At 63.1% G+C, this 20,397-nt stretch carries 15 protein-coding genes and 8 tRNA genes; 18 read left to right on the forward strand and 5 right to left on the reverse strand.

The features are described 5' to 3' along the window. Positions 1 to 36 precede the first annotated feature (36 nt). The 11 genes from ACFWHB_RS15620 (at position 37) to ACFWHB_RS15670 (ending at position 5,555) form a co-directional block, all read left to right on the forward strand. Positions 37 to 2,055 carry a bifunctional metallophosphatase/5'-nucleotidase gene (locus ACFWHB_RS15620; RefSeq protein WP_395948809.1) on the forward strand — a complete coding sequence of 673 codons (2,019 nt, stop codon included), beginning with the start codon at positions 37 to 39 and terminating at the stop codon, positions 2,053 to 2,055. Positions 2,056 to 2,248: 193 nt separating this feature from the next. Beyond that, positions 2,249 to 2,845: an aminoacyl-tRNA hydrolase gene (gene pth, locus ACFWHB_RS15625; protein WP_395948810.1), complete on the forward strand. Its 597-nt coding sequence runs from the start codon at positions 2,249 to 2,251 to the stop codon at positions 2,843 to 2,845. A gap of 472 nt (positions 2,846 to 3,317) precedes the next feature. Continuing rightward, positions 3,318 to 4,409 (forward strand): redox-regulated ATPase YchF, encoded by a 1,092-nt coding sequence (ychF, locus tag ACFWHB_RS15630; RefSeq protein WP_025326174.1) that lies wholly within the window; start codon positions 3,318 to 3,320, stop codon positions 4,407 to 4,409. Between the two features lie 235 nt (positions 4,410 to 4,644). After that, positions 4,645 to 4,721: transfer RNA gene (locus ACFWHB_RS15635), tRNA-Met, on the forward strand. 13 nt (positions 4,722 to 4,734) lie between these two features. Next, positions 4,735 to 4,809 (forward strand) — tRNA-Gln (locus ACFWHB_RS15640). 45 nt (positions 4,810 to 4,854) lie between these two features. After that, positions 4,855 to 4,929: transfer RNA gene (locus ACFWHB_RS15645), tRNA-Gln, on the forward strand. A 35-nt stretch (positions 4,930 to 4,964) separates the two neighbouring features. Beyond that, positions 4,965 to 5,041 (forward strand) — tRNA-Met (locus tag ACFWHB_RS15650). 17 nt (positions 5,042 to 5,058) lie between these two features. Continuing rightward, positions 5,059 to 5,133, forward strand: a tRNA-Gln gene (locus tag ACFWHB_RS15655). A 46-nt stretch (positions 5,134 to 5,179) separates the two neighbouring features. Beyond that, a tRNA-Gln gene (locus ACFWHB_RS15660) sits at positions 5,180 to 5,254 on the forward strand. A 132-nt stretch (positions 5,255 to 5,386) separates the two neighbouring features. After that, positions 5,387 to 5,463 (forward strand) — tRNA-Met (locus ACFWHB_RS15665). Positions 5,464 to 5,471: 8 nt separating this feature from the next. Further along, a tRNA-Leu gene (locus tag ACFWHB_RS15670) sits at positions 5,472 to 5,555 on the forward strand. Positions 5,556 to 5,751: 196 nt separating this feature from the next. Here the strand turns inward: ACFWHB_RS15670 and ACFWHB_RS15675 are convergent. Beyond that, positions 5,752 to 7,584, reverse strand: coding sequence for an SLC13 family permease (locus ACFWHB_RS15675; RefSeq protein WP_234690435.1), 1,833 nt, complete (start codon positions 7,582 to 7,584; stop codon positions 5,752 to 5,754). Between the two features lie 281 nt (positions 7,585 to 7,865). Here ACFWHB_RS15675 and yqfB point away from each other — a divergent pair, with 281 nt between their 5' ends. From yqfB to ACFWHB_RS15705, 6 genes are all read left to right on the forward strand, one after another. After that, positions 7,866 to 8,198, forward strand: coding sequence for a N(4)-acetylcytidine aminohydrolase (gene yqfB / locus ACFWHB_RS15680; RefSeq protein ID WP_163147797.1), 333 nt, complete (start codon positions 7,866 to 7,868; stop codon positions 8,196 to 8,198). A gap of 87 nt (positions 8,199 to 8,285) precedes the next feature. Further along, positions 8,286 to 9,206, forward strand: coding sequence for an alpha/beta hydrolase (locus ACFWHB_RS15685; RefSeq protein WP_395948811.1), 921 nt, complete (start codon positions 8,286 to 8,288; stop codon positions 9,204 to 9,206). A gap of 61 nt (positions 9,207 to 9,267) precedes the next feature. Then, entirely contained in the window at positions 9,268 to 9,648 is a 381-nt protein-coding gene (locus ACFWHB_RS15690; protein ID WP_111910318.1) for a DUF1622 domain-containing protein, read from the forward strand. A gap of 249 nt (positions 9,649 to 9,897) precedes the next feature. Continuing rightward, positions 9,898 to 11,532 (forward strand): alpha-glucosidase, encoded by a 1,635-nt coding sequence (locus ACFWHB_RS15695; protein ID WP_395948812.1) that lies wholly within the window; start codon positions 9,898 to 9,900, stop codon positions 11,530 to 11,532. Between the two features lie 339 nt (positions 11,533 to 11,871). Beyond that, positions 11,872 to 13,437, forward strand: coding sequence for an ABC-F family ATP-binding cassette domain-containing protein (locus ACFWHB_RS15700; RefSeq protein WP_395948813.1), 1,566 nt, complete (start codon positions 11,872 to 11,874; stop codon positions 13,435 to 13,437). Positions 13,438 to 13,447: 10 nt separating this feature from the next. Next, positions 13,448 to 14,587 carry an MFS transporter gene (locus tag ACFWHB_RS15705; RefSeq protein ID WP_395948814.1) on the forward strand — a complete coding sequence of 380 codons (1,140 nt, stop codon included), beginning with the start codon at positions 13,448 to 13,450 and terminating at the stop codon, positions 14,585 to 14,587. A gap of 70 nt (positions 14,588 to 14,657) precedes the next feature. Here the strand turns inward: ACFWHB_RS15705 and ACFWHB_RS15710 are convergent, their stop codons facing one another. Beyond that, a complete protein-coding gene (locus ACFWHB_RS15710) occupies positions 14,658 to 16,022 on the reverse strand; it encodes an MDR family MFS transporter (RefSeq protein ID WP_395948815.1) in 1,365 nt (454 codons plus the stop codon). Between the two features lie 171 nt (positions 16,023 to 16,193). Between ACFWHB_RS15710 and ACFWHB_RS15715 the strand changes: the two genes are divergently transcribed. After that, a complete protein-coding gene (locus tag ACFWHB_RS15715) occupies positions 16,194 to 16,790 on the forward strand; it encodes an HAD family hydrolase (RefSeq protein ID WP_395948816.1) in 597 nt (198 codons plus the stop codon). A 92-nt stretch (positions 16,791 to 16,882) separates the two neighbouring features. Here the strand turns inward: ACFWHB_RS15715 and ACFWHB_RS15720 are convergent, their stop codons facing one another. The 3 genes from ACFWHB_RS15720 to astA all read right to left on the reverse strand — a co-directional run bounded on the left by ACFWHB_RS15720 (position 16,883) and on the right by astA (position 20,383). After that, positions 16,883 to 17,680, reverse strand: coding sequence for a DUF1338 domain-containing protein (locus tag ACFWHB_RS15720; RefSeq protein WP_395948817.1), 798 nt, complete (start codon positions 17,678 to 17,680; stop codon positions 16,883 to 16,885). Positions 17,681 to 17,828: 148 nt separating this feature from the next. Further along, positions 17,829 to 19,298, reverse strand: coding sequence for a succinylglutamate-semialdehyde dehydrogenase (astD, locus tag ACFWHB_RS15725; RefSeq protein ID WP_395948818.1), 1,470 nt, complete (start codon positions 19,296 to 19,298; stop codon positions 17,829 to 17,831). 65 nt (positions 19,299 to 19,363) lie between these two features. Then, positions 19,364 to 20,383, reverse strand: coding sequence for an arginine N-succinyltransferase (astA, locus tag ACFWHB_RS15730; RefSeq protein WP_025326162.1), 1,020 nt, complete (start codon positions 20,381 to 20,383; stop codon positions 19,364 to 19,366). Between the last annotated feature and the right edge of the window lie 14 nt (positions 20,384 to 20,397).

A 20,397-nucleotide genomic window follows, 5' to 3' on the forward strand; every position in this document is an offset into this window, starting at 1 on the left:
AGTAATGCCCTGCCCCCGCAGGTTAAGGATGTCCCCATGAAGTGCTTGCGTCTCCTCACTCTCCTCCCGCTGTGCGCCCTGCTCTCTGCCTGCTTGACCGGCCAGCAGGATCCGCCCTTCACCCTGACTCTGGCACACATGAACGACACCCACTCCCAGTTCGATCCGGTCAATGCCGAGCTGAAGGGGCCCCTCTTCGGCAAGCAGGGGGAAACCGACACCCTCTACACCCGCCTTGGCGGCTATCCCCGCCTGCTCACCATGACCAAAGCCTACCAGGCCGAGGCGCTCGCCAAGAACCAGCCGCTGTTGCTGCTGCACGGGGGCGACGCCTGGCAGGGCAGCGGCTACTTCAAGCTCAACGAGGGGATGGCCAATGCCGAGCTGCTGAGCCAGTTCGGCTTCGATGCCATGGCCCTTGGCAACCACGAGTTCGATCTCGACAACCAGAAGCTGGCCCGCTTCATCCAGGGGGTGAACTTCCCGGTGCTGGCCGCCAACCTGGACAGCCGCGACGACCCGGATCTGAGCCAGGCCAGCAACCTCCAGCCCTTCGTGGTCTATGCCTTCGATGGCAACCAGAAGAGCCCGGTCAGCGATCTCGCCCACCTGCCCGCAGACAAGCAGCTGGTCGCCGTCATCGGGCTGGTGCTGGAGGACATGACCAACATCTCTCCCAACGTCGGCAAGCTGCGCTTTGCCAAGGAGGTGGCCTCGGCCCAGGCCACGGTCGACCTGCTGCAGGCCAGGGGGATCAACCGGATAGTGGCCCTCACCCACATCGGCAACGCCCGGGATCTGGCGCTGGCGGCCAAGGTGAACGGCCTCGATGCCATCGTCGGCGGCCACTCCCACAGCCTGCTCGGTGACTTTAGCAACGTCGGCTGGGGCAAGACGGGGGAATACGCAGCGCTGGTCACCAATCCGGACGGCGTGGGCCTGACCTGCGTGGTGCAGGCGGGCTCCTACGCCCAGGCCATCGGTCTTGCCCGGGTCAGCTTCGACGCCCAGGGCCGGGTCATCGCCTGCAAGGGTCAGAACCAGCTGCTGGCCAGCCGCGACTTCTTCGCCGATCCGGCCCGCCAGCAGAGGCTGGACAAGACTCGCAGCCAGCAGGCCGGCAAGTTCATCGACGCCCAGCCCAACCTGGTGACGGTGGATGAAGATCCGCGCCTGCGCGGCATCATCGACAGCCACTACAAACCGGCGCTGGAGCAGGCCTACGGCCCCGTCATCGGCACCCTTCCCGCACCGTTGCAAAATGCCCGCCGCCCCGGCGACAACGGCAGCGACAGCCACGGCTCCGACGTCGCGCCCCTGGTGGCGGAAGGCCAATATTTTTGGGCCAACCGCCCGGCGGTGCAGGCACTGACCGGCGGCCTGGTCGACTTCGCCCTGTTGGCGGTGGGGGGCGTGCGCGCCGACTTGCCCGCCGGTGAACTGCGACAGGGGGAGGCATCCCTCAGCCTGCTGCCGTTCAAGAACCCGCTCAGCGTACTGACCCTCTCCGGCACCGAGGTGCGGGCCCTGCTGACCGAGACCATCACGGCCACCCTGCCCGCCAGCGCTCATGCGGGCAAGTTCCCCTATGGCGGCCACCTGCGTTACACCTTCAAGGAGACCGAAGCTGGCAAGGCGGGTCACCTGACCCGGCTGCAGTGGCAGACGGCCGAGGGTCAGTGGCAGGATCTGGCGAATGGGCGGCGCTACCGGGTGGTGACCAACGCCTACAGCGCCAACGGCAACGACGGCTGGCAGGCCCTGGCACGGGCGCAGCGTCAGAGTGCTGAGAGCCAGGGTGCCGAGCGCGTGGATCTCGCCTGGGTGGCGGGCCAGCTGACCGCCTTCCCGGTGCTGGCAGTGACAAAGCACGGCGAGCAGCTCAGCGCCGTCTATGGGCCGGGCAAGGCCCTCGACTGCAAGGCAGCCAACGTGGATTGCGGTACAGACGCGGCCTCGTTCGTGGACTATGTGCGTTATGCCCGCCCCCTGGTGACCGCCCTGACCGAGGAGACGGTGACCCTGCTGCGTGCCGGTCAAGCCGACACCCCCTGAGCCGCTGCGCCAAAACGGGCCGGATCTGGCCCATTTTGGCGGCCGTTGGCACCCGGTTCCCGGGTTATTCCCCCCGGCTTGCCGAGCTTTGGTTGAGTGATCGCCAGTCGGCGGCTAGAATATTGCGTCCCATTGCCCTGGACCCTCTGTTTATGGCAACCAGTAGTGCAAGCAGCGAGTGAAGACATCAAGCGTGACGCATCAAATCAAACTGATTGTCGGGCTGGGTAATCCCGGCCCCGAATACGCCAAGACCCGCCACAATGCGGGGGCCTGGTATGTGGAGCAGCTAGCCCGCTGGCACAATGTCAGCCTGCGCGAAGAGCCCAAGTTCTTCGGCCACACCGCCCGCATCCTGGTGGAGGGGCAGGATGTGCGGCTGCTCATCCCGAACACCTATATGAACCTCTCCGGCAAGGCGGTGGCGGCCCTGGCACGCTTCTACCAGATAGTCCCCGAAGAGATACTGGTGGCCCACGACGAACTGGACCTGCCTCCCGGCATCGCCAAGTTCAAGCAGGGCGGTGGCCACGGCGGCCACAACGGCCTCAAGGACATCATCGCCAGGATGGGCAACAACAATAACTTCTTCCGGCTGCGCCTCGGGATCGGTCATCCCGGTGCCAAGGAGCTGGTCGCCGGCTTCGTGCTGACCAAGGCGCCCAGCAGTGAACAGAACCTGATCGAGGCCGCACTGGATGAGTCCTTGCGCGCCACCGACATCCTGTTCAAGCAGGACATGACCAAGGCCATGAACCGGCTGCACAGCTTCAAGGCTGAAAAAGTCTGAACAGGCTTTGATCGATGACGTACTGGATGAGTGCCCACGTACGCCACCGACACCGGTTCAAGCAGGACATGACCAAGGCCATGAACCGGCTACATAGCTTCAAGGCTGAAAAAGTCTAAGCAGGCTTTGATCGATGACGTACTGGATGAGTGCCCATGTACGCCACCGACACCTGTTCAAGCAGGACATGACCAAGGCCATGAACCGGCTGCACAGCTTCAAGGCCGAGAAAGTCTGAATACAGATGCCTGACCTGGGTCAGGCTCGCACAATATGACAGGGCTGCCTAAGAATCTGGTCACTCTCTGTAACGAGAGGTTGTCAGCAAGGCGAAGCGCAGCACAGGAACCGGAGCGTATAGGTATACGTGAGGATTCCGAGCAGCACATGAGCCTTGATCACAGCCTCGCAGTAAGAGTGTGGGCAGGTTCGGCGGCCCTCACACAGCATCCATCACGTAAGGTAACAATTCATGGGTTTTAAATGCGGTATCGTGGGCCTGCCCAATGTAGGTAAATCCACCCTGTTCAATGCGCTGACCAAGGCCGGTATCGAAGCCGCCAACTTCCCGTTCTGCACCATTGAGCCGAACACGGGTGTGGTCCCCATGCCGGATCCCCGCCTCGACCAGCTGGCGGCCATCATCAACCCCCAGCGCGTGGTGCCGACCACCATGGAGTTCGTGGACATCGCCGGCCTGGTGGCGGGCGCCTCCAAGGGCGAGGGTCTGGGCAACCAGTTCCTGGCCAACATCCGCGAGACCGAAGCCATAGGTCACGTGGTGCGCTGCTTCGAGGACGAGAACATCATCCACGTGGCGGGCAAGGTCTCCCCGGCCGATGACATCGAGGTGATCAATACCGAATTGGCCCTGTCGGATCTGGACGCCTGCGAGCGCGCCATCCACCGTCAGTCCAAGCGCGCCAAGGGCGGCGACAAGGATGCCAAGCTGGAAGTGGAAACCCTGGAAAAGATTCGGGTTGCCCTGGAAAACGGCCAGATGATCCGCGGCATGAAGCTGGACAAGGAAGAGCTGGCGGCCGTCAGCCACCTCAACTTCCTGACCTTGAAGCCCACCATGTACATCGCCAACGTGGCGGAAGATGGCTTCGACAACAACCCCTTCCTCGACAAGGTGCGTGAAATCGCCGCCGCCGAGAACGCCGTTGTGGTCGTGGTCTGCTGCGCCATCGAGGCGGACATCGCCGAGCTGGACGACGCCGACCGCGCCGAGTTCATGGCCGATCTGGGGATCGAAGAGCCGGGTCTGAACCGGGTGATCCGCTCAGGTTACGAGCTGCTGAACCTGCAGACCTACTTCACCGCCGGGGTGAAGGAAGTGCGCGCCTGGACCATTCCGGTCGGCGCCACCGCCCCGCAGGCGGCGGGCAAGATCCACACAGACTTTGAAAAAGGCTTTATTCGCGCCCAGACCATCGCCTTCGACGACTTTATCACCTACAAGGGTGAGCAAGGCGCCAAGGAAGCGGGCAAGATGCGCGCCGAAGGGAAAGACTACATCGTCAAGGATGGCGATATCATGAACTTCCTGTTCAACGTCTAACCCCATGAGAGGCCAGCATTTGCTGGCCTCTTTGTTATGGGCACAGGTTGCGGATCTGCTGCCAAATGTCGCAAAAAAAACCAGATTGTTGGGCTTTTGCGCGACAGCGTCCAATAACTCGCCAAACGCACCCAAATTCGGTTTTTCTGGCAAAAAAAGGGTTGACGCCCCAGAGCCAGATACGCATAATTCCGGCCGCACAGTGACGAGGCAACGACTCACTGGAAGCACGGTTGGCTATGTAGCTCAGTTGGTTAGAGCATCGCACTCATAATGCGAGGGTCACAGGTTCGAATCCCGTCATAGCCACCATTAATCATTCAGTTGGGGTATCGCCAAGCGGTAAGGCAGCGGGTTTTGATCTCGCCATCCCTAGGTTCGAATCCTAGTACCCCAGCCATTTTTAAAGTTCTTTGCCAGTCGTATGACTGTTGAGGAGCGCAGTTGGGGTATCGCCAAGCGGTAAGGCAGCGGGTTTTGATCTCGCCATCCCTAGGTTCGAATCCTAGTACCCCAGCCATTTTTACTTGTACACGACAATGTCGGATACAAGACGGCTATGTAGCTCAGTTGGTTAGAGCATCGCACTCATAATGCGAGGGTCACAGGTTCGAATCCCGTCATAGCCACCATTTACAAGTTGTTCAGTTGGGGTATCGCCAAGCGGTAAGGCAGCGGGTTTTGATCTCGCCATCCCTAGGTTCGAATCCTAGTACCCCAGCCATTTTTAAAGGTTCTTTGCCAGTCTAACGACTGTTGAGGAGCGCTGTTGGGGTATCGCCAAGCGGTAAGGCAGCGGGTTTTGATCTCGCCATCCCTAGGTTCGAATCCTAGTACCCCAGCCATTATTGCCTTTCATCGACCTTGTCGGTGATCGCTGTGGTAAACGTGAGAGGTCTTGATCTCGTCAACGTGCCTAGGTCCAAACCCTAGTACCCAGCCATTTTACTTGTACACGACAATGTCGGATACAAGACGGCTATGTAGCTCAGTTGGTTAGAGCATCGCACTCATAATGCGGGGGTCACAGGTTCGAATCCCGTCATAGCCACCATTAATATTGCGGAAGTGGCGAAATTGGTAGACGCACCAGATTTAGGTTCTGGCGCCCTAGGCGTGAGAGTTCGAGTCTCTCCTTCCGCACCATCAAGGCAGTACCAAACAGACCAGCTCATGCTGGTTTTTTTGTGCCTGGATTTCGGCCCTTGTCTCCTCTCCTTCCCTGCCGCTCTCCCTGCTCACTGGCTTGTCAGCCCAGGACCTTATCCCACAGTGTCAGGATTAATGGCCAATAAAAAGCGGCCCGCAGGCCGCTTGCACTCCTTGTTCCCCTCGAGCGCGCTCAGAACGGGAAGAACCAGGGAATGGCGATGACGCTCACCACCATCACCAACAGGGTAAAGGGCACCCCCACGCGGATGAAGTCCATGAACTTGTAGTTGCCGGGCCCCAGCACCAGGGTGTTGACCGGTGAGGAGACCGGCGTCATGAAGGCCGCCGAGGCGGCGATGGCGATGGTCATGGCGAAGGGATAGGGAGAGACCCCCATCTGCTGAGCCGTACCGAGCGCAATGGGTGCCATCAGCACGGCGGTGGCGGTGTTGGAGATAAAGAGCCCGATGGCCGCGCAGAGCACGAACAGGCTGGCCAGCATGACACGGGGCCCCATCTCCCCCACCGCCGAGATCAGCCCGCCGACGATGAGATCCACCCCGCCGGTCTTCTGCAATGCCAGGGCAAAGGGCAGCATGCCGACGATCAGGATCAGGGTCGGCCAGTGGATGGACTTGTAGGCGCTCTCCATGTCGATGCAGCGGAACTTGCCCATCAGCAGGCAGGCGATGAGCGCCGCTATGACGTTGGGCACGGGCTCCGTCACCATCAGCCCTATCATGACCGCGAGGGCGATCAGGGCGTGGATGGCCTGGCTGCGAGCCGGCGCCATCTCGTCCACCTCGGCAGGCAGGCCGAGCAGCAGGAAGTCCCTGTGGTGGGTCTGCAACTGGCGAATGAGGCTCCAGTTGCCCACCACCAGCAGGCTGTCTCCCATCAGCAGCGGCTCATCCACCAGCTTGCCGGTGAGCGCCTCACCGTTGCGGCGGATCCCGACCACGCTCAGGCCGTAGCGGGAACGAAAGGCCACCTCGCGGATGCTCTTGCCAAGCAGACGGGACTCCGGAATGAGGGACACCTCGGCCATGCCCACCTCCCGCGCCTGATCCGAGAAGTACTCCCCGCGCAATATCATGGGTTCGAGTCGCGCCTCGGCACAGAACTCCCGCACATCCACCTCGGGGTCGGACATGTCGATGAGCAGCACGTCCTTGGCCTGGAACTCGGTGACGCCGGAGACGGTCACCATCACCCGCCGAAACTTGCGCCACCGCTCCAACCCGATGACGTTGGCCCCAAAGCGGGCACGCAGTTGCAGCTCGTCCAAGGTCTGGCCTATCAGGGGAGAATCGGGTCGGATCGCCAGGCGGCGCGCCCGGCCGGCCAGCCGATAATCGCGGATGAGGTCGCGCATTGTGCTGCGCCCCGCCTGCTTGCCCTTGCCCTCTTCCCCCTCGCGCACCAGACGGTTACGCATCAGCAGCATGTAGAGGATCCCCATCCCCAGAATGATGACCCCCATGGGGGTGAAACCGAAGAAGCCGAAGCCCTGGATGCCGTGGCGCATCAGCTCGCTGTTCACCACCATGTTGGGCGGCGTGGCCACCAGCGTCATCATGCCGCTGATGAGACCGGCAAAGCCCAGCGGCATCATCAGCCGTCCCGCCGGTATCCCCATCCGGTTCGCCACGCTCAGCACCACGGGGATGAAGATGGCCACCACCCCTGTGCTGCTCATCACCGCCCCCAGGGTCGCCACCGCCACCATCAGCAGCACCAGCAGCTTGGTCTCGCTACTGCCCGCCACCTTCACCAGGGCATCCCCCACCTGATAGGCGATGCCGGTGCGCACCAGCCCCTCCCCCACCACGAACAGGGCGGCGATCAGGATGACGTTGGGATCGCTGAACCCCGCCAGCGCCTCCGGCAGAGTCAGGGTGCCGCTCAACACGAACAGGATGATGATCAACAAGGCCACCACATCCATGCGCACCCTGTTGGTAATAAACAGGAAGATGGCGCCCACCAGCATGCTGAGCACCCAGATCAACTCGGAATTCACACTCGCTCCTTTCGTTCATGTCCGCCGGGCGGGGAACCGCGCCAGACGCCATCAGACCACAGCCAGCCCCCCTCCATTTTGTTACATATCAAGAAAGGGGAGCCCACATCATCGCACATTCGGGTTCACTTGCAGCCACTTTGCAGGGCAGAGCAAGCGCGCCAACCCACTCCACCCGCACGTCCGGGCGAAAAGTGCTGCGCGCCCTCCCCGGCACTCCTAGAATGGGCCCGCTGCGGCGTGATCCGCCCCCTGCCCACCCCTTGTCCTTCGGAGAGAAAATGTCAGTTCACACCCCAACCTACCCGGAATTCACCTTCTTCGGCCGCTTTGTCGCCGACATCCAGTCCGGCCGCAAGACCATCACCATACGCGACGAGAGCGAAGCCGACTGGCAGCCCGGTCAGCGGCTCGCGCTCTTCACCAATCCGGAGCACCAGCCCTTCGGCGCCATGGAGGTGCTCTCGGTCACGCCCCTGGCCTTCGATGACCTGACCGACGAGCACGCCCGCCAGGAGAACATGACCCTGGCCGAACTCCAGACCGTCATCCGGGACATCTACCCCGCGCTGCCACCGCTCTATGTGATTGAATTCAAACTGATTGAAGCCTGATTTTGTGAGCTGCCTCAGCTAACGCCGGTTGCGCTCTCAGACCAGAAGCGCACAATACCTGTTTTTATATACAGTTAACGGTGCAGCATGAACACAGGACTCGAACCCGCAATCGCCGCCATGGTGGTGGAATTTGTTGCCGCTGGCAGACCCAGGGCAAGCGAGATGAGCTGGCAGGCACGGCGGGAGAGCTACCTTGCCTCTGCCGTATTGGGCGGTGAACGGGAAGAGGTGGGCGCCATCGAAGAGTGGCAGGCCGATCACTACGCCATCCGCCGCTACCAACCCCTAGACATGCCAGATCCCGCTTATCCGGCGTTGATCTATTTCCACGGCGGCTGTTTCGTCAGCGGGGATTTCGAGACCCACGATCGCCAGATGCGGATGCTGTGCAACAGTGCCAATGCCCTGGTGTTTGCCGTGCACACGCGCCTCGCCCCCGAGCATACCTATCCTGCCGCCCATGACGATGCGCTGGCCGCGACCCTCGCCATCATGGCCGCGCTGCCGCAGTGGCGCGGCGATCCCGGGCGGGTTGCACTCGCAGGCGACAGTGCCGGTGGCCACCTTGCCCTGGTCACCAGCTTGCGGCTCAAGGAGGCTGGAGCGGCACTGCCCGCCGCCCAGATCCTCATCTATCCCATGCTCGATGCCCTGGGAGAGAGCCAGAGCTATGGCGACCTTGGCGACGACTACCTCATCACCCGTGACATGCTGCTCAGCGGGTTTCAGGCCTATCTGGGCAGGCTGCCCGCCAGCCATCCCGAGGCGAGCCCGCTGCACCATCCTGATCTTGCGGGGCTGCCGCCCACCCATATCCTCACGGCCGAGTGGGATCCCCTGCGTGACGAGGGGGAAGCCCTCTATGGCAAACTGCTGCGAGCCGGTGTTGCCGCCAGCTGTCAGCGGCAGCTCGGGGTGATCCACGGTTTCTTCCAGCTGGCGGGCATAAGCCCTGCGGCCCGTCATGCCATCGCGCAGGTCGCCATGCTGATCAAGGGGCTCTGAGTTGGACCCAACCCCCATGCCGTGCTAAAAGTGTCTCTTTTGAATCAGGGAGGTGACCCTAGTGTTTGAGATAGCGAGCCTGAAAGAGGGCATGATGCACGGGGTCGAGCTGTTCCAGCTGCTGCTGGAGATCATCTCCATCGCCTGCGTGGTGATAGGGCTTGGCAAGACGCTCTGGCTGGCGGCGCGGGTGCGGGATCACGAGCCCGGCTTTCCGCGCATTCGCCTCTGCTTCGGCAGCTGGCTCATCCTGGCGCTGGAGTTCCAGCTCGCCGCCGATATCCTGGCCACCACGGTCGCGCCGAGCAAGGAGGAGCTGATCCGCCTCGCCATCATCGCGGTGATCCGCACCTTCCTGAACTACTTCCTCGGCAAGGAGCTGGACGCCCAGGCCGAACGCCAGCAAGCACCCGGCGCCGAACAGCCCGAGGCGACCCGATAAGGGCCACGCCGGCGGGTATGTGAGTACGCCGCCATCCCGACCGCCCCCTGGTCCGGGATGGCGCCTTTGTGACCCTGCCCGCAGTTTTGGCAATCGGTCAACAATGGAACCCTTTTCAAGGCCCACCTCACCCTGTCGACCCCGGCGCCCTCTGCGTAACATGGCGGGACCACTTCGCCACCGGCCACGCGGATGCATCCTCACCCCGTTCTCACTCTCGATCAGTGCGTTATCTACCAGATCTACCCCATGAGCTTTCAGGACAGCGACGGCGATGGCATGGGGGACATCAAGGGCATCCGCCAGCGTCTCGACTACCTGGCGACGCTCGGGGTCGACCTGCTCTGGCTCACCCCCGTCTACCGCTCCCCCAGGCGGGACAACGGCTACGACGTGGCGGACTACAGCGCCATAGATCCCGCCTTCGGCACCCTGGCCGAGATGGACCTGCTGATAGCAGAGGCGGCCGCTCACGGCATGGGCATCATGATGGACATAGTCGCCAACCACACCTCCACCGAACATGCGTGGTTCAGGCAGGCGTTGGCCGGGGATCCCCGCTATCAGGCCTATTACGTCTTTCGGGACCAGGCCTTCGTCGATGCCCACCCGCTGGACTCCATCTTCGGCGGCAGCGCCTGGGAATTCGTGCCGGCGCTTGGCAGCTACTACCTGCACAACTTCGATGCGAGCCAGGCCGATCTCGACTGGGACAACCCGGCGGTGCGGGCCGAGATGGCGGAGGTGATCAACTTCTGGCTGGCCAGAGGCATCAAGGGGTTTCGCTTCGATGTGATCGACATGGTGAGCAAGGAGTGGTCACGGCTTGCCATGAGCAACGGCCCCCGTCTGCACGACTATATCCGCGAGCTGAGCGGCGCCAGCTTCGGCGGCAAGGGGATCATCACTGTCGGTGAGACCTGGGGGGCTGATCTGGCCCAGATGCGGCACTATTCGAACCCGGATGACAGCGAGTTCAGCATGGTGTTCAACTTCGAGCACCTGGGGCTGGGGCGCGATAAATGGACCTCCCGCTTTGACCCCCTCACCTTCAAAGACGCCATGGCCCGCCACCAGAGCGGACTGCACGGCCAAGGCTGGAACAGCCTGTTCCTGGGTAACCACGACCTGCCCCGCGCCGTCTCTCGCTTCGGCGACGACAGCCCCGAGTGGCGCGAGCTGAGTGCCAAGCAGTGGGTCCTGGTGCTGCACATGATGCAGGGCACTCCCTTCATCTATCAGGGGGAGGAGCTTGGCATGACCAACCGCCGCTGGCAGCCAGAGGAGCTGCGCGATGTGGAGGCCATCAACTACAGCGCCAGCCAGCCGGGACTGGACCCCGCCGAGCTCGCCCGCCGCCTCGATGCTATCGGCCGTGACAACGCCCGCACGCCGATGCAGTGGGACTCGGGCCCCCGGGCAGGTTTCAGCACGGCAGAGCCCTGGATCGCACTCAACGACAACTATATGGAGATCAACGCCGCCGAGCAGCTGGCCCGCCCCGACTCCCTGTTTCACTGCTATCGCCAGCTCATCGCCCTGCGCAAGGCCCATCCCGTCATCCGCCATGGCGACTTCGAACTGCTGGATGAGAACGATCCCCTGCGCATCAGCTACCGCCGCCGCTGGCGGGATCCGGGCACCGGCCAGACGCAGACTCTGCTGCTGCTCGCCAATCTCACCGCAACCCCCCTGCCCATGCCCCATTTCGACAAGCTAACCAGCGACGCCAGCTTGCTGATGGGCAACTACCCCGGCCAGCCAGAGCCCTGCTTTGCCCCCTACCAGACGGCGGTCTGGCTTCTTGTGGAGCCCGCCATGGCGCTCGCGCCAGGCACGCATAGAACCGACCAGAGCAGGCCAGTTCAGGGGCGAGCGGGTTGACTGTCCCCCGGAATCTGCGTATTTTGCGTCCAGATTTCATGTTGGACTGCTCTGCAATGTTGTACATCCTGTTCAAATGCTCTGTCAGGAGGCTGTGCTCCGTGCACTAACACGATGAAGTGTTGCCCGGAGCCACATCTCTTCTGAATCTTCATCAGATAGCGCTGGCGCCCTCCATAGAGGGAGGCGACCCCGCATCTGATGAGAACAGGAGAAAGGCCGGCGAGATGCTTCATCGCCGGCCTTTTTGTTTCTGATCTTCAGGACAAAGTTTCAATATTGCGTGAAACGGGGGCCGGTACGCCAAGTACCGCCCCCGTTTTTTATGGATATAGCACCATGAGTCTGCTCAACATTCACCATCTGACCTGTCACCTCGGTGACAAGACACTGTACCAGGACGCCAGCTTCACCCTGCTTCCCCGCGAACATATCTGCATCACGGGCAGGAACGGCGTCGGCAAAAGCACCCTGCTCAAGCTGCTCCAGGGAGAGCGCCAGCCTGACGCCGGGGATATCCTCTGGCAGCCCGGTCTTGACCGGGGTTACCTCGACCAGCATGCCGAGCTGGACGGGCAACTGACGATACGGACATATCTGCAAACGGCCTTTGCCCCCCTCTATCGGGCCGAGGCGGAGATGATGGCCATCTATGCCAGCCCGGCGCGCTGTGCCCAGCCCCATCAGCTGGCCCTGGCCGCCAGTCTCCAGACCACCTTGGAGAGCCAGTCGTTCTACCAGATAGAGAACCGGATCGACGAGGTGGCCGCCGGCCTTGGCCTCACCCAGCTTGGCATGCAGACCCGGCTGGCCAATCTGAGCGGCGGCCAGCGCCACAAGGTGATGCTGGCCGGCTTGCTGCTGCGCTCGCCGGATCTGCTGCTGCTCGATGAGCCGACCAACTACCTGGACAGCGCCCACGTGGCCTGGCTGGCAGCCTACCTAGACGGCTTCGCGGGCGCCTTCCTGGTGGTCTCCCACGACAGGGATTTTGTGAACCACATCGCCACCGGCATCTGCGATATCGATCGCCTGCAGCTTCGCAAATACCAGGGCAACCTCGACAAGGCCATGGCTCAAAAGGTCGCGAATGATGCCGCTCACGCCCGGCAATACCAGGCGCAGCAGAGGCAGATCGACAAGCTGGAGCTGTTCATCGCCAAGAACGGCGCCGGGGTCAACGCCAGCATAGCCAACGGCCGCAAGAAGCAGCTGGCGCGCATCGAGCGCCTGGCCAACCCGGAGCGGGACAAGGGGGTCTCCCTCGCGTTTCGCAGCGCCGGGGGCGGCGGCCAGCAGGTACTCGCCGCCTCTGAACTGGTCATAGGCCATGATAGCGCGCTGCTGGCACCCCTGACCCTGACCCTGACCCTGAGCCGGGGGGAGAAGGTGGTGATCGCCGGTTTCAACGGCGTCGGCAAGTCCACCCTGCTCAAGACACTGGCGGGCGAGCTGGCCCCCCTGCGCGGTCGGCTCAGCCTCTCCCCCGGGGTCAAGGCGGGCTACTTCGAACAGGCGCTGCACTGGCCCCATCCGGATGCCAGCCCACTGGCCCTGGTGAAAGCCGCCTGCCCCGCCCTCGATGACAAAGACGCCAGGCTGCATCTGGCCCGGATCGGCATCAGGGGCAAACTGGCACTGCAACCGATCGCCGCCCTGAGTGGCGGGGAGCAGACCAAGGTGAAACTGTGCCGACTGGCCCTGCAACCCAGCAACCTGCTGATCCTGGACGAACCGACCACCCACCTGGATGCCGCCGTCAAGGCGGCCCTGCAACAGGCGTTGCAGGACTATGCCGGGACTGTGGTGGTGGTCTGCCACGAGCAGGCCTTCGTGGCCGACTGGCCGGATCGGGTGCTGGACATTCACTCCCTCGCGGCCACCGGCTCGGTATCACATGCGTAAGGTGAACATCATGATATTGAAAGTATTGCTCTTTTTTATTGCGTTTCTAGTGGGTGCCGATGAGCTGATGCTGGGCCCCCTGCTGACCCCCATAGGTCGGGAGCTGGGGGTCCAGCCCGAGCGGGTCACACTGTTTATCACCGCCTACAGCCTGGCGCTGGCGCTGATCGCCCCCCTGCTCGGCAGCCTCTCGGATCGACTCGGCAGGGCGAGGATCATGCTGCCCGCCGCCCTGCTGTTCGGGGCCGCCTCCATAGCTACCGGCCTGGTCGATAGCTTCGAGTGGGGGCTGGCAAGCCGGGTGCTCACCGGTCTCGCCAGTGCCGGCATGCTGCCCATCGCCTTTGCCATGGCGGCAGACGGCACGGGCAAAGATGCCATGAAGCGCATTGCCTGGGTGCAGTCCGGCCTGACGCTGGGCATGATAGCGAGCCCGGCGCTGGGGGCGCTGCTCGCTCAGTGGCACTCCTGGCGCGCAGCCTTTATCCTGCTCGGCCTCTGTGCCTGGGGGGTGGCGGCGGCCCTGGCCCTGCTGCCCGCCGGCAGGCCTTCGGCAGACATATCTGCGGCGCAGCAGGAGGAGAAGGGTGTCCGCCTGCTGGCCATCCCGGGTGCGGTCGGCGCCCTGCTGGCCATGTGCCTGGGCCTGGGGGGCGGCATTGGCCTCTTCAACCTGGTCGGCCAGCACCTGCGCGACACCCAGGGCCTGTCGATGGGGTCTGTGGGGCTCCTCTATGGGGCCCTCGGCATCATCAGCGTCATCGGCAACCTGCTGATGCCCCGCTTGTCTGGCCGGGTCGAGAGCGGGCGCGTCCTGATGCGCCTGGCCCTGGTGGTCTGCGTGCCGGCCAGCGTCGGCTTCTATCTCTCTCCCGCCTCACTGCCTGCCCTGCTGCTGCCGCTCGGGCTGTGGGCGCTGGCGGGTGGCATAGGATCCCCCGCCCTGCAGGGCCACATTGCCGGGCTCTCGTCGGCCCACAGGGGCATGCTGATGTCGCTGGCGATGACCATGATGCATCTTGGGGTGGCGCTCTGGTCCGCCGTCGCCGGGGTTGCCTACAGTGCGGGGCCTGTGGCCCTGGCGCTGCTGGCCATGGCGCTCTTTGGCGGGGCTATCGCCGCCCTGCGCCCCGTCAGCCTCCGGATCTGATGGGCAGACCAGCACGATCACACGCAACAAGGGCTCCCTCGGGAGCCCTTTTTTGTGTCAAGGGAGCGCATCAGGCCGGGATGCTGGCCAGCTCGTGGCGCTTCAATGCCAGCAGCGTGATGAGGAAGGCGGCGCTCGCGATCATTGCCATGCCCACATAGGTGGCGCTGAAACCCGGGGCCAGCTCGGCGGGGCTCAGGCTCGCCAGGCTATGGCTGGTCCCGGCCGGCAGGGCCCCGTGGAACAACACGGCGCAGATAGCCACCCCGACCGCGCCCCCCAGCTCGCGGCCGAAGTTGAATAGCGACATGCCGATGCCGCGATCTTCTCGCGGCAGGGCGTTTTGCACCACCACAGAGAGCGCCGGCAGCACCAGTCCGAGCCCCAGACCGGCGAAGCCCAACCCCAGATTGGCAAAGAGATCGAAGTGAATTTGCCACAGGGCCAGCGCAGCCAGGGCGAAGCCCGCCACCACGAAGCGCTTGTAGTGACCGGTGCGACCTATGAGCTTGCCGCCGACGAAGGCACCCGCCGTGATGCAGACCATGAAGATCACCATGTAGAGGCCGCTCTCGCTGGCCCCCATCCCCTTCTGCCACTGCATCTGAAGCGGCAGGTAGACCAGCACGGCGAACATCAGCAACTGCGAGGCCAGCGCCAGCAGCACGCTCACCAGATAACCGGGCAAGCGGGCCAGATGGGCCGGCAGAATAGGGTCGTGGGCCCGCCGCTCCACCAGGATCAGCAGCAGCAGGGCAATCGCCAGCCCCGCCGCCAGCCAGATGGCGGGGAGCGCCGTCTCCGGCGAGAGCAGCAGCAAGCTCAGTGTGGTGACGGTAATCAGCAGCCCCGCCCCCTTCCAGTCGAAGCGGCTGTGGCGGCGCACATTGAGGTGGCCCAGGTTGCGGTTCACCAGCCAGAGCGCGAGCGCCCCGAGGGGCAGGTTGATCCAGAAGATCCAGCGCCAGCTGAGCTGCTCGGTGAAGTAGCCCCCTAGCAGAGGCCCGGCGATGCTGGAAACTGCATAGACGGCCGAAATATACCCCTGATACTTGCCCACCTCCCGCGGGGGAATACAGTCGGCGATGACGGTGAAGGCCAGCGCGATCAGCCCCCCGCCCCCCAGTCCTTGCAGCACGCGGGCCGCCAGCAGGGTGGGCAGATCCTGAGCCAGGGCGCAGGCTACCGACCCCGCCAGAAACAGGCCTATGCCGATGTTCAGCATCCGCACCCGGCCGAACAGATCGCTCAGCTTGCCGTAGATGGGCAGGGCCGCGGTGGCCGCCAGCAGGTAGGCGGTGACCACCCAGGTCAGGGCGGCGCCGGCGTTCAGCTCGGCCCCTATGATGGGCAAGGGGGTGGTGACTATGCTCTTTTCCAACGAGCCCAGGGCGATCACCAGGGCCACGCTTGAGAAGACGGTTTTTGGGGACATAAAGAGGCTCGCTACTGTGAGATGCCGGCACCCGAGGCGCAGAGCGCATTATTGTCTCATAAATCAGCAGCCCATGGTCAAACCCGCTGCCTGCCCCCACCATGACGGCTGTCGCGGCATAGGGGGAGCGGATCTGGTAGTGTGCTCTTTTAGCCGAGGAGGAAGTACCCCATGTCCGAGCAGTTCCAGTTTGAGCAATACGACGCCCTGATCTTCGATATGGACGGCACCCTGGTGGACTCCATGCCCCTGCACCTGGATGCCTGGGATATCACCAGCTCCGAATTCGGCCTGCCGTTCGATCGGGTTCGACTCAATGAGTACGGCGGCATTCCCACCCGCAAGATAGTGGCCATGCTGGCCGAGCAGCACGGGCTGGAGATCGATGTGGAGGCCTTCGCCCGCCGCAAGATAGCCCTCTATCTGGAGCGGATCGACAGCGTCAGCGTCTTCCCCGCCATGTGGGAGCTGGTCAAGCGCTGCCACGGCAAGGTGCCCATGGGCATAGGCACAGGCTCAACCCGGGATCATGCGACGCACATACTGAGAAATACCGGCCTGGATGCCTTCATCCCAGTGCTGGTGAGCGCCGATGACGTGACCAACCACAAGCCCCATCCCGACACCTTCCTCAAAGTGGCCGAGCTGCTCGGCGCCAACCCGGCCAACTGCCTGGTGTTCGAAGACACCCCCATCGGCATAGAGGCAGGCAAGGCCGGCGGCATGGCGACTGTGCTCGCCACCGAGGGTGAACTGCAGCGGGTGTGATACTAGGCCAAGGCGCTGGGCCGACTACGCTTCACCCTGCTCCCTTAAAAAACAAAACGCCCCATCTGGGGCGTTTTTAGCGGGCGGGGCAATCACATGGCGTTGGTAGATTCGAAGATCTTGTCTGCGGACGCCTCGACGAAGCCCGGGTAGAGCACGCCGTCCGGCTGCGGGTAGCGCCGGGCAAACTCGTAGAAGCAGCTCGGTATGGTGCGCACGCCGTCGCTGAAGGGCACCTCGGCCTTGTCCGCCATGGTGGAGGATTGCTCCAGCATCACCTGGGGATCCCCCTTCACCTCGCCGCCGACGGTATTGAGCACAAAGCCCGCCGCCTTGAGCGCGGCATTGACCTGCTCTATGGTCTCAAAATCGCTCAGGCGGTTGATGTTGACCGTGAAGTGGTTGGCACGATAACCCCAGGCCGCCATCCAGGCTGCGTACTCACTCTCCGCCAGCAGGGTCTGGTAATCGCTCCAGGAGACCTGCCAGGGGGCGCCAGTGTAAAGGAAGGCCGGGGTGTCGGTCAGGTGATCGGGCACCTGATCCACCAGCTTGTGGATGATGGCCTGGGCGCCTGCGGAGAGCTCCTCCACCTTCAGTTCGCTGATAAACACCTTGGGGGCGTCCGGGTCTGAGTGCTCGAAGTGTTTGGCATAGAGCTTCTTGGCCTTGAACACATACTCGCCCTTCTCCTCGTACCCCAGGGCACGAAAGTGGGCCGCCAGTTTCTCGAGACCGAGCTTGGGCAGGTTGTAGGTCCGAAACGCCACGTGATCGTTGATGATGGGGGCACCGCCCCCCAGCAGTTGGTGAACCTTGTGGGCGCTGGGGGTGACCTGAATGTAGTTGTCCCACAGATGGCCAAACAGGGTCTCGATATCCTTTTGCATCTCTCTTTCCTTTGATTGCGGGTACAGACAAGGGCACCTCTGAGTGCCCCTCTTTTATTTTCTTGTTATCAGAAGATCAGACCGGGGGTATGACGCAGTCATCGGCGACTTTGGGTCTCTCCTGCCACATCAACCCCCTCCTTCTCGATTAGAAGGTCAAACCCGGAGACAGCTGATCAGGCATGGCAGCCTTGCTGTCTTCCACCGAAGCAACCGGATAGGCACAGTAGTCGGCGGCGTAGTAGGCGCTCGCCCTGTGGTTGCCGGAGGCACCTATGCCGCCGAAGGGCGCGGCGCTGGAGGCACCGGTGATGGGCTTGTTCCAGTTGACTATGCCGGCGCGGATCCGCTTGAAGAAATGCTGCCAGTCCGCTTCGTTGTCACCGAGCAGGCCGGCGGAGAGGCCGAAGCTGGTGGCATTGCCCTGATCGATGGCGGCATCGAAGTCGTCATAGCGGATGAGCTGCAGCAGCGGGCCGAAGTACTCTTCGTCCGGCAATGCCGCCACGGCAGTCACGTCTATGATGCCGGGGGAGACGAAGCCGGTGCCCGCTTCCAGGTGCTTGAGGGTGAGCAGGCTCTCGCCCCCCAGTTGCTGCAGCTTGGCCTGCGCCTCGACCATGCCAAGCGCCGCACGCTCGCTGATCATGGCGCCCATAAAGGGTTGTTCGGCGGCGTCATAGAGGCCGACCTTGATCTGGCCGACCACCTCCACCAGGCGCTTCACCAGGGCATCGCCACGCTCGCCACGCTCCACGAACAGGCGGCGGGAGCAGGTGCAGCGCTGGCCGGAGGTGATAAAGGCGGATTGCACTATCGCGTGCACCGCGCCATCGATGTCGCTCACGTCTTTCACGATCAGCGGGTTGTTGCCACCCATCTCCAGGGCCAGGATCTTGCCGGGCTGACCGGCAAATTGCTGGTGCAGGAAGTGGCCGGTGCGCGACGATCCGGTGAAGAAGAGGCCGTCGATGTCCGGATTGCCCGCCAGCGCCTTGCCGGTCTCCACTTCGCCCTGCACCAGGTTGAGCACCCCCTTGGGCAGCCCCGCCTCCTGCCAGATCTTCAGCATGGCCTCGGCCACCATGGGGGTCAGCTCTGAGGGCTTGAACACCACGGCGTTACCTGCGATGAGCGCAGGCACTATGTGACCGTTGGGCAGGTGGCCCGGGAAGTTGTAGGGGCCGAACACGGCGACCACGCCGTGGGGCTTGTGACGCACGAACGCCTTGGCGCCCGGCATGGGGTTATCGACCGTGCCGGTGCGCTCGTCATGGGCGCGGATGGAGATGGCGATCTTGCCCTGCATGGCGGCCACTTCGGTGCGGGTCTCCCACAGCGGCTTGCCGGTTTCCCGGGCTATGGTCAGGGCCAGCGCCTCCTTGTGCTCGCCGAGCAGATCGGCATAGCGGCGCACTATGGCCAGACGATCCTCGAGGGCCAGATCGGACCAATGGTAGAAGGCCACGCGGGCCGCCTTGACGGCGGCATCCACCTGGGCTGCGCTCGCCGCCTCCCCCTGCCAGATCACTTCGTTCTTGGCCGGGTCCTTTGACTCGAACGGCTTGCCTTCACCGGCCAGCCACTGGCCATCGATAAACTGGACTAAAGACATCATCAATTCACTCCCTGTGGTGCACAGGCCGCCTCGGCAGCCTGTTTCAATGCGGTGATATGGACCCGTTATTCCAGATCGACGACCCGAACCATGTCGCCACTCTCCACCTTGAGGGCGGCCGCCATCTTGGGCGGAATGATGGCTTCGTGCTTGTCCAGATCGACCCGGATGTTGCCGTAGCAGGCGCGGTATTGCTCGAACCTGGCGTTGCAGACGAGGTAGGTGTGACCGCCGATGGGCTCACCCACCAGCACCGCCAGCTTCTGGCTGCGGCGCACGCTGCGGATGTGCTTCACGTCGCACTCGACTGTGGGGCCGGCATCGAAGATGTCGACGTAGCCCCGGTTCACGAAGCCCTCGTCCTGCAGCATCTTGATGGCAGGGCGGGTCTTCTCGTGGGTCTGGCCGATGACGGCGCGCGCCTCGTTGCTCAGCAGATTGACGTAAATCGGGTACTTGGGCATCAGCTCGGCGATGAAGCGCTTCTTGCCGATGCCGGTGAGGTAGTCGACGGTGGGAAAGTCCATCGAGAAGAAATGCTTTTGCAGCCACTCGTAGAAGGGGCTGTGACCGTTCTCATCGGAGACGCCGCGCATCTCGGCGAAGACGGTCTTGTCAAACAGCTCGGGGTGCTCGGCCATGAACAGGAAGCGGTGCTTGGAGAGCAGACGGCCATTGAGCCCCTCGCGGGCACATTCGCGCAGAAACAGGGTGCAGAGCTCGGAGTTGCCTGTGTAGTCGTTGGAGAGCGTGAGCGTCTCGACCACGTTGTAGATGCCGAGCTTGGGGGAAGAGTGCACCACCTTGCCGATGTGGTAGTTGTAAAACGGCTGGGACAGGCCGACCGCCGCGTCTATGGCGCAGGTACCGACCATCTCGCCGGTCTCCAGGTCTTCGGCCACGAAGAAGTAGAGGCAATCGCCCTTGCCGGCGGGCTTGTCCAGGAAGGTCTGGGTCGAGGCATCGATCTTGCGTTGCAGCAGTTCATCGTTGACCGGCAACGAAGTCATGCCAGTGCCGGATTCGATGGCACAGGTCTTGAGGCCGGCGAAGTCGCGCTGCTCGATAGGACGGATAACCAACATAAATGACAACTCCC

The organism is Aeromonas mytilicola subsp. aquatica, from assembly GCF_044336385.1.
GTDB classification, from domain to species: Bacteria; Pseudomonadota; Gammaproteobacteria; order Enterobacterales; family Aeromonadaceae; genus Aeromonas; species Aeromonas rivipollensis.